Origin of the sequence: Caulobacter sp., assembly GCF_035254145.1 — a bacterium.
Classification (GTDB): Bacteria; Pseudomonadota; Alphaproteobacteria; order Caulobacterales; family Caulobacteraceae; genus Caulobacter.
Window position 1 is genome coordinate 1 of sequence record NZ_DATFAV010000052.1, and the last position, 8,981, is coordinate 8,981.

The window sequence follows — 8,981 nt, forward strand, 5'->3', positions numbered from 1 at the left end:
CGCCCGTTCTCGCGAGCTTGGCTTGCTTCAAGCATGCGCTCAACGGAAAGCCCTCGTCAACATTCACGCGCGCGAGAGTGAATGTTGACACGATCGCGGATCGCCGTCACGGTTGGGATCAAGTCGGCGGGGAACGATCGGCGCATCGGAGGGGAGAAATCATGAGGACGGGGCTATTCAGGAATGCGGCGCTCGCCGTCATCTTGACGGGCCTGGTCGCGGCCCCGGCCGGCGCGCGGGCCGATCAGCCCATCGTTCGTTCGCCGGCCGGCGCCGTTCGCGGGGCGGCCCAGGACGGTGTCCAGGTCTTCAAGGGAATTCCCTATGCCGCGCCGCCGGTTGGCGAGAGACGCTGGAAGCCGCCCGCCGAGGCCGCGGTCTGGTCCGGCGTTCGTGACGCGACCCGGTTTGGTCCGGCCTGCTTTCAGCCGCCGCCGCGTGTCGGCAACATCTATGCCGATCCGCCCGACGCGATGAGCGAGGATTGCCTGTCGCTGAATGTCTGGACCCCGGTCAAGGGCGGCAAGACCGCGCCGGTGCTGGTGTGGATTCACGGTGGTTCGCTGATCGGCGGCGCCAGCAGCGAAACCCTGTACGACGGCGCGGCCATGGCCCGGCGGGGCGGTGTGGTCGTCGTCTCGATCAACTATCGCCTGGGCGTGCTCGGCTATCTGGCCCATCCCGAACTCAGCGCGGAATCGGCCGAGCGCATATCGGGCAACTATGGCCTGCTGGACCAGATCGCGGCCCTGCGTTGGGTGCGGAAGAACATCGCCGCCTTCGGGGGCGACCCGGCCAACGTGACTATCGCCGGGGAGTCCGCCGGCGCCTTGAGCGTCATGTACCTGATGGCCTCGCCCCCGGCCCGCGGGCTGTTTCACAAGGCCATCGCGGAAAGCGCCTACATGATTTCGACGCCGGATCTGCGCGAGGCGCGGTTCGGTCACGCGCCGGCCGAGGCGGCGGGCGCCGCGGTGGCGGCCAAGCTGGGCGCCAAGGATCTGACGGCCTTGCGGGCCATGGACGCCGCCGCCTTGACGAGCGCCGCCCTGATGGCCGGCTTCCAGACCTTCGGCGCCGTGGACGGCAAGATCCTGCCGCGCCAATTGGTCGAGACCTTCGATCGCGGCGAGCAGGCGCGCGTACCGATCCTGGCCGGCTTCAATAGCGGCGAGATTCGCTCATTGCGCATCCTGGCCCCGCCGCCGCCCGCCGACGCGGGGACTTACGAGGCGAAGATCCGCGAGCGTTACGGTGACCTCGCCGACGACTATCTCAAACTCTACCCATCCACGGATATCGCGGAGAGCGTTCTGCTGGCCCCGCGCGACAGCTTGTACGGCTGGACCGCCGAGCGGCTGGTCGCCAAGCAGACGGCGGTCGGCGCGCCTGGCTACTTCTACATCTTCGACCATGGCTATCCGGCGGCCGAGGCGGCTGGGCTGCACGGGTTTCACGCCAGTGAGATTCCCTACGTCTTCGGCACGGCCGACAAGACGCCGCCAGCCTGGCCGAAAATCCCCGACACGCCAGCCGAGGCTAAGCTTTCGACCGCCATGATGGACTACTGGACCGCCTTCGTTCGAACCGGAACGCCCAAGGCGTCCGGCGAGGCCGCGTGGCGTCCCTATGGCGTCGAGCGCGCCTATATGGCGTTCGTCGACGGGCCCCGGCCCGGCGTGCATATGCGGCCCGGCATGTACGAGCTGAACGAGGCGGTCGTGTGCCGCCGTCGCGCCCAAGGCGACATCCCATGGAACTGGAACGTCGGTGTCGTCTCGCCGCCGCTGCCGGCTCCTGTTTCCCAATGCCGATGAGTTGCGTGCCGATGATCGACGGTGAAATGCAGGCGTTCCCGCTGACGCTGGACAAGTTCCTGGACCACGCCGCCAAGTGGCGCCCGGACGCTGAGGTCGTGACGGGGCGCGAGGGCGGTCGGATCGATCGGATTGGTTATGCGGAACTGAAGGATCGCAGCCGTCGCGCCACCGCCGTCCTGGCCGCCATGGGCGTCAAGGCCGGTGATCGTGTCGCGACCCTGGCCTGGAACAGTCAGGATCATGTCGAGGTCTGGTATGCGATCATGGGCATGGGCGCGGTCTGCCATACGCTGAATCCGCGCCTGACCGCCGAGCAGCTGGCGTCGATGGTCGATCAGTCGCAGGCGCGCATTCTGATCGTTTCGGCAGATCTCGCGCCGCTGGCGGCCAGGATCCGGGCCGTCGCAAGAGACGTCGAGCGCCTGTTGATCATCGACGGCGAAGCAGCCGAGGGCGAGTCGCTGAGGCCTCTGGTGGACGCCGCCGACGGCACGGGTGTGGTCTGGGGAGACTTCGACGAGACAGCGCCCTGCGGCCTCTGCTTCACCTCGGGCACCACGGGGGCGCCGAAGGGCGTGACCTATACCCACCGTTCCAGCTTCCTGCATGCCCTGCGGCTCTTGCAGGTGGACACCATGGCGATCTCGGGCGGTGATACGGTGTTGGCGGTGGTGCCGATGTTCCACGCCAACGCGTGGGGATTGCCGTTCGCGGCGCCAGCCGCCGGCGCGAGGCTGGTCCTGCCTGGTCGACATACGGACGGCGCAAGCCTGGCCCGGCTGATCGCCGCCGAGGGCGTCACCGTCGGGGTGGGAGTGCCGACCGTCTGGCTGGGCCTCCTGGAGCATGTCGAGGCCACCGGAGTCGTATTGCCGACCCTGCGCCGCATCATCGTCGGTGGCGCGCCGATGCCGCCGGCGTTGATGGAGCGCCTGGAGACGCGCCTGGGCGTTCGGGTTCAGACCAGTTGGGGCATGACCGAGCTGTCGCCGTCGGGTGTGGTCGCGCCCTCGAGCGAACCGTCTCAAGCCGCGCTCGCGGGGCGACCGGCGATCGGCGTGGACCTCCTGCTGACCGACGCCGAAGGAACGCCGTTGCCGGAGCAGCGAGGCGTCGAGGGCCATCTGCGGGTCAGGGGCGCGGCGGTCATCGAACGCTATTTCGGCGACGACGCCACCGCGACCGACGCGAGCGGCTGGTTCCCGACCGGCGATCTCGCCCGGATCGACGACGATGGCAATCTGATGATCACCGGCCGCGCCAAGGACCTGATCAAGTCCGGCGGCGAATGGATCAATCCCGCCGAGATCGAGGCCGTGGTCGGGGCGCTGCCGGAGGTCTCGCTGGCCGCCGTGATCGGCCGATCCGACGACAAATGGGGCGAGCGACCGATCCTGCTGGTCGAGACCCAGGCCGAGGTCAGCGACGAGGCGCTGTTGGCCTGCCTGCGCGGCCGCGTGGCCTCGTGGTGGATCCCGGACGCGATCTTCCGTCTCCCGCGCATGCCCCTGGCCGCGACTGGCAAGATCGACAAGCTCCGGCTGAGGTCGGAATACGGCGGAGGCTGACGCTTCGAGCCCTTCGACGCCGATATCGGCTTCCATGTGGAGTGAAGCGCGAAGACGGGGCAGGGCGCCGCCCAAAACACTCACTGCGTATCTGGTGAAGAATTTTGCGAGCCCGGCTCGCGAGTAGAAAGGAAAGTTCGATGTTGCTCAACGGACGCGTCGCGATCGTCACCGGAGGCGGCGGGGGACTGGGCCGCGCCCATGCGCTGTATCTGGCCAGCCAGGGCGCCAAGGTGGTCGTCAACGACCTCACGCAGGACGCCGCCGATCACGTGGCGGCCGAGATCGCTGCCCGGGGCGGCGCCGCGATCGGCGTGGCGGGCTCGGTCACCGACGAGGCGGCGGTGAACGCGATGGTCGAACAGGTGCTTGCGCGTTGGGGCCGGATCGACATCCTGATCAGCAACGCCGGCATCCTGCGCGACAAGACCTTCGCCAAGATGAGCCTCGACGACTTCCGCCTGGTGGTTGATGTGCATCTGATGGGCGCGGCGGTCTGCGCCAAGGCGGTCTGGGGCGCCATGCGCGAGCAGGGCTATGGCCGCATCGTGATGACGACCTCGTCCTCGGGTCTCTATGGCAACTTCGGCCAGGCCAACTACGGCGCGGCCAAGATGGCGCTGGTGGGCCTGATGCAAACCCTGGCCATCGAGGGCGAGAAGTACAATGTGCGCGTCAACTGCCTGGCCCCGACGGCGGCGACCGGCATGACCGAAGGCGTGCTCTCCGAAGACAGTCTGAGGTTGCTGGATCCGGCCCTGGTCAGCCCCGGCCTGCTGGCCCTGGTCCACGATGACGCCCCAACCCGCGCCATCCTGTGCGCCGGCGCCGGCCACTTCGCGACAGCCAACATCACCCTGACCGAGGGGCGCCATATCGGGGGCGGCGCGGATGCGGGCGAGCAGTTGATCCGCCAATGGAGCGGCGTCGTTGATCGCAAGGGCGAGATCGTTCCCGCCTACGGCTTCACCCAGGCCGAGCGCGAGGTGGCGAGCGCCGGCGGCCTCTCCAAGATCGCCGCGGGGCAAGCCTGATGCGCCAGGCCGTCATCGTTTCCACGGCTCGCACGCCGATCGGTCGCGCCTATCGCGGCGCGTTCAACGACACTCCGTCGCCGACCCTGGCCGCCCACGCCCTGTCCGTCGCCATCGAGCGCGCTGGTGTCGCACCGGATGAGATCGAGGACTGCATCCTCGGCTGCTCGCTGCCACAGGGCCACCAGCACACCATCGGCCGCATGGCGGCGCTGCGGGCGGGTCTGCCCGTCACCGTGCCCGGCATGACGATGGACCGCCAGTGTTCGTCGGGTCTGATGACCATCGCCACGGCGGCCAAGCAGGTGATCGTGGACCGCATGGACGTCATCGTGGCTGGCGGCGTGGAGTCGATCTCGCTAGTCCAGACGCCGGACCTGCGCGTCGACCAGGATCCGGGGCTGCTGGCGCTGCACGACGACGCCTACATGCCTATGCTCGACACGGCCGAGACGGTGGCCAGCCGTTATGGGATCAGCCGCGAGGCCTGCGATCTTTATTCCATGGCCTCGCAGTATCGCGCCGCGGCCGCCCAGACCACCGGCCGCTTCGACGCCGAGATCGCGCCGATGACCGCGCGGATGCGGGTCGTCGACAAGGAGACGGGCGCGGTCTCGCACCGCGAGGTGACCTTGAGCCGCGACGAGGGCGTGCGTCCCGAGACGACGCTGGAGGGGCTCGCCGCTCTGAAGGCCGTACGACCGAGCGGCGTGGTCACGGCGGGCAACGCCAGCCAGCTGTCCGACGGCGCCTCGGCGTGCGTGGTCATGGAGGCCGGTCTCGCCGAGAAGCGCGGCCTTGAGCCCTTGGGGCGCTATGTCGGCATGGCGGTCGCCGGAACCAAGCCCGACGAGATGGGCATAGGCCCGATCTTCGCTATCCCGTGTCTCCTGGAGCGTTTCGCCCTCTCGATGGGCGACATTGGCCTTTGGGAGTTGAACGAGGCCTTCGCCTGCCAGGTCGTCTATTGCCGCGATCATCTGGGCATTCCCGACGAACTGCTGAACGTCAACGGCGGCGCCATCGCCATGGGCCATCCGTACGGCATGTCGGGCTCGCGCCTGGTCGGTCACGCCCTGCTGGAAGGCAAGCGTCGTGGCGCGAAGCATGTCGTCGTGACCATGTGCGTTGGCGGCGGCATGGGCGCGGCGGGCCTCTTCGAGGTGCTCTGATGCGCTGGCTGATCGCCTTGGCGGCGTTGATGGTCGCCCATGGCGCCATGGCCCAGGCGCCGGACCCGGCGATCGCCCACGCCGACTACGGCGATCCGGCGCTGTGGCTGTGCCGCCCGGACCTGAAGGACAACCGTTGCAAGGTCGATCTTTCCGCCACCGTGGTCGCGCCCAGCGGCAAGCTGAGCGTCGAGCGGTACGTTCCGGCCAAGGATCCCAAGATCGATTGTTTCTTCGTCTATCCGACGGTGTCCAACGATCCGGGCTGGCTCTCGGATTTCTCGCCCAACGCCGACGAATGGGACGACATCAAGCTGCAGTTCGCGCGCTTTGGTTCAGTTTGCCGCCAGTTCGCGCCACTATATCGACAAGGGACGCTACGCCGCCTGCGCATGGCCAGCGGCGGGCCCAGGCCCGAGGGAGATCCGCCGCCGCCGGGCGTTGGCGGCTATGCCGATGTCCTGGACGCTTGGACCTGGTATCTGGCCCACGCGAACGAAGGGCGGGGCGTCATCCTGATCGGCCATAGCCAGGGCGCGGCGGTCCTTACCCGGCTGCTGGCCGAGGAGATCGAGGGCAGGCCGGTCCATGGCCAACTGGTCTCCGCCCTGCTGATGGGCGGCCTGGTGACCGTGCCGCCGGACAAGGATGTCGGCGGTTCATTCAGGTCGACGCCTTTGTGTCGAAGCAGCGACCAGATCGGTTGTGTGATCACCTATGTCACTTTCCGCGATCGCCTGCCGCCGCCGGCCGTCTCGCGGTTCGGCCGCGCCCACGACGGTTTGCGGGCCGCGTGCGTCAATCCGGCGAACCTGGCGGGCGGAGCGGGGCGGCCGGAGTCATACTTCTTGACGAAGGGCTTCCTCAACGGCTCGGGCGGGGACCAACAGACACAATGGGTCCGGCCCATGCGGCCGATCAAGACGCCTTTCGTGAAGACGCCGGGCCTTGTCACGACCGAATGCGTTCGCAGGGGCGACTTCGACTATTTGTCGCTCCACGTGAACGCCGATCCGAAGGATCCACGCACCGACGAGCTTGGCGGACAGATCATCCGAAAGACCGGCGCGGACCTGTCCTGGGGCTTACACCTGATCGACGTCGACCACTCGATCGGCACCCTGATCCGCGTCGCCGCTCAGCAGGCCAAGGCCTACGAGTCCCGCCGGAACTGACCGCGCGACCGGAAAGCGGTCGCTCGCGACCCGCTACCCGATCCCCGGCGCGCCGAGGGCTCCGATTGACTCTTCGTCGGTCGCCTTGGCTTGCGGTCTGTCTTGAGCGTCTGGCCAGGTCGTCCGTCTCGGAAGTCCGGGCGAGAGGAACAGAACCGGGAGCTTCAGAACCAGGAGCTCGCCATGAATGCAGCCGTCGACGGCGCGCTCCCAGGCGTTGGCCTGGCGCCGCCCGTGATCCTTCAGCCAGCCATCGTATGGCGCCCAGTGACTGGGTTCGTCCTGTTCGATGACGCGGAAGATCTTCGTCAGCATGCCATCTTGGAGCACGGCGCGATTGCGCAGCAGCGCCTCGACCTGGCGGTGGCCGCGCCGCTCCGTCAGAGAGACAATTCTGCAAAGACTCTCGAAATTCTCGTCGCGACCGATGAGCAGGGGATCCAGCTGGTCGATCGGGGATCCGAACATGATCTCGACGAACCGATCGATGTGTCCGAACGCGCGGTCGAGATCGAACGGCATGACCGCGCGGCGCTCGAACCAGCGGCGAAACATGAGGTAGTGCTTGTATTCGTCGGCGCGGTGTTTCTCCACCAGCGCGATCAAGGCGTCGTCATGGGGCCAAGTCAGGCGGATCGCCGACAGCATGCGGTCGAGCGCGGTGTACCCCCGGTGTTCGTTGTAGATGTAGATCGAACAGAGAAGGTCGAGAAAACGGCCACGAAGCGCATCACCCATGGGCGCAAATCCTAAATCGCCCCCAACGCCCTGGGCCGAAGTCCCGAGCATGGACCTTGGCTGCAACGGCCGGCGGCGCCAAAACGTTCCGGAAGGACGCCGCCGGCCATCGGCGCTATCGAAGCTTGGCTTGAGCCTGGGCGAGCAGCGCGGCGGCCTGAGCCTTCCGACCTTTGTCGGCTACCTCGCGGCCGGGGCGCGCGGGAGCAGCCAACGCCTTCTGAAGCGCCTTGGTGGCTCCAGCGTAATCCTTCTGCCGCATCAGGAAATCGCCGTAAAAGAAGTTGGAATCCACGCCGTTCGGGCTGGCGGCCAGAGCCTTTTGTAGATAGCCGCGAGCCTTGCCGGCGTCGCCGAACCCTACGGGAAAGCCGGGCACCTGGGCGTAGAGCGAACCCAGGCTGGTGTAGACCGAGCCGTCGCCCAGGGCCGCCGGGTTGATCCTCTCGGCCTGCTCCAGCAGCGATTTGGATTCTTTGGCCAGGGCTAGGCCGCCCAGACCGCCCTTGGCGCCGGCTTGCGTCGCCTTGGCGATGGCTTCCCAGACAAGGGGCTCGGCCTTGCCGGGGTTCTGACGCGCCAGGGCGTCGGCCTCTGTGGCCACCTGGGCGGCGGCGGAGGCCTGGGCGGTCTTGTCGGTGATCTCATAGTTGGCGTGGGCCCAGCTGCGGGCGATGCCGTCCAGGCGAGCGTCCAGCGCGTCGGCCTTGGCCGCGCCAACCGAGAAGGCGAGGGCGGCGGCGACGCTCACGGCGAGGAAGGGGGACTTGGTCATGAGAAGGATTTCCGTGTCGATCAGCGGGCGAAGATCTGGGCGGCCTTGCGGTCGTTGGCCGCGAGGGCGCGGTCGACCAGTCCTGGCAGCAGGGCGTTGAGGCGAACGAAGAAGCTTTCCGGGAAGCCCAGATAGACATCCCGGCGCCGGGCGTTGATGGCCGAGACGATCCGGCGCGCGGTGGCCTCGGGCGGGTCGATATGCATTTGGGTCAGCTTGGCGAACTCCAGGACACGGTCCGAGACCATGGCGGTGCGGACCGCGCGCGGCGCGACATAGGTCACGTCCACGCCGGTACCGGCCAGTTCGCGGCGCAGGGCCTGGCTGAAGCCGCGCAACCCGGCCTTGGCGCTGGAATAGGTGGCGAAGTGAGCGAAATTGATCGAGCCGAAGATCGAGCCGATATTGACGATCTGGCCCGATCCCCGCGCCTTCATCGTCGGAATGACGGCCTGGGAAAGGCGCACGGGCGCGATCAGATTGACCAGATAGCCCGAGTGCAGATGGGCTGGGTCCTCGTCCTCGACGGGGCCGAAGTGCTGGACGCCGGCCAGGTTTACCAGGATGTCCCAGCGACCAGTGCGCACGTCCTTGGCGGCGGCTTCGATGCCGTCGAGGGTGGCGAGATCGTGACGAAGGAAATCGTCGACACCGTCCGGCCGCGTGCGGCCCAGCGCCACGACATGGGCGCCTTCGGCC

Annotated in this window: 8 protein-coding genes; 5 read left to right on the forward strand and 3 right to left on the reverse strand. The window is 67.7% G+C overall.

Features of this window, described 5'->3' with window-relative positions:
- The first annotated feature begins 161 nt into the window (after positions 1 to 161).
- From VJ655_RS02720 to VJ655_RS02740, 5 genes are all read left to right on the forward strand, one after another.
- The gene (locus VJ655_RS02720; RefSeq protein WP_324097993.1) at positions 162 to 1,817 is read left to right on the forward strand and encodes a carboxylesterase/lipase family protein; all 1,656 of its coding nucleotides are present in this window, start codon (positions 162 to 164) and stop codon (positions 1,815 to 1,817) included.
- Between the two features lie 11 nt (positions 1,818 to 1,828).
- The gene (locus tag VJ655_RS02725; RefSeq protein WP_324097995.1) at positions 1,829 to 3,388 is read left to right on the forward strand and encodes an AMP-binding protein; all 1,560 of its coding nucleotides are present in this window, start codon (positions 1,829 to 1,831) and stop codon (positions 3,386 to 3,388) included.
- 140 nt (positions 3,389 to 3,528) lie between these two features.
- Positions 3,529 to 4,422 carry an SDR family NAD(P)-dependent oxidoreductase gene (locus tag VJ655_RS02730; protein ID WP_324097997.1) on the forward strand — a complete coding sequence of 298 codons (894 nt, stop codon included), beginning with the start codon at positions 3,529 to 3,531 and terminating at the stop codon, positions 4,420 to 4,422.
- Complete coding sequence (locus VJ655_RS02735; RefSeq protein ID WP_324097999.1) at positions 4,422 to 5,594, forward strand: acetyl-CoA C-acyltransferase; 1,173 nt, start codon at positions 4,422 to 4,424, stop codon at positions 5,592 to 5,594. The genes VJ655_RS02730 and VJ655_RS02735 overlap by 1 nt, the downstream gene beginning before the upstream one ends.
- A complete protein-coding gene (locus VJ655_RS02740) occupies positions 5,594 to 6,769 on the forward strand; it encodes a DUF3089 domain-containing protein (RefSeq protein ID WP_324098001.1) in 1,176 nt (391 codons plus the stop codon). The genes VJ655_RS02735 and VJ655_RS02740 overlap by 1 nt, the downstream gene beginning before the upstream one ends.
- 33 nt (positions 6,770 to 6,802) lie before the next feature.
- Here VJ655_RS02740 and VJ655_RS02745 read toward each other — a convergent pair whose 3' ends face one another.
- From VJ655_RS02745 to VJ655_RS02755, 3 genes are all read right to left on the reverse strand, one after another.
- Positions 6,803 to 7,507: a ferritin-like domain-containing protein gene (locus tag VJ655_RS02745; RefSeq protein WP_324098003.1), complete on the reverse strand. Its 705-nt coding sequence runs from the start codon at positions 7,505 to 7,507 to the stop codon at positions 6,803 to 6,805.
- 115 nt (positions 7,508 to 7,622) lie between these two features.
- Positions 7,623 to 8,282: a tetratricopeptide repeat protein gene (locus VJ655_RS02750; RefSeq protein ID WP_324098005.1), complete on the reverse strand. Its 660-nt coding sequence runs from the start codon at positions 8,280 to 8,282 to the stop codon at positions 7,623 to 7,625.
- Between the two features lie 20 nt (positions 8,283 to 8,302).
- On the reverse strand, positions 8,303 to 8,981 hold a 679-nt coding region (locus VJ655_RS02755; RefSeq protein ID WP_324098007.1), incomplete at its 5' end, for an SDR family NAD(P)-dependent oxidoreductase.

Coding starts and splice junctions, on each gene's coding strand:
- VJ655_RS02720 (WP_324097993.1), top strand. CDS start 162: ATGAGGACGGGGCTATTCAGGAATGCGGCGCTCGCCGTCATCTTGACG.
- VJ655_RS02735 (WP_324097999.1), top strand. CDS start 4,422: ATGCGCCAGGCCGTCATCGTTTCCACGGCTCGCACGCCGATCGGTCGC.
- VJ655_RS02740 (WP_324098001.1), top strand. CDS start 5,594: ATGCGCTGGCTGATCGCCTTGGCGGCGTTGATGGTCGCCCATGGCGCC.
- VJ655_RS02725 (WP_324097995.1), top strand. CDS start 1,829: ATGATCGACGGTGAAATGCAGGCGTTCCCGCTGACGCTGGACAAGTTC.
- VJ655_RS02730 (WP_324097997.1), top strand. CDS start 3,529: ATGTTGCTCAACGGACGCGTCGCGATCGTCACCGGAGGCGGCGGGGGA.
- VJ655_RS02745 (WP_324098003.1), bottom strand. CDS start 7,507: ATGGGTGATGCGCTTCGTGGCCGTTTTCTCGACCTTCTCTGTTCGATC.
- VJ655_RS02750 (WP_324098005.1), bottom strand. CDS start 8,282: ATGACCAAGTCCCCCTTCCTCGCCGTGAGCGTCGCCGCCGCCCTCGCC.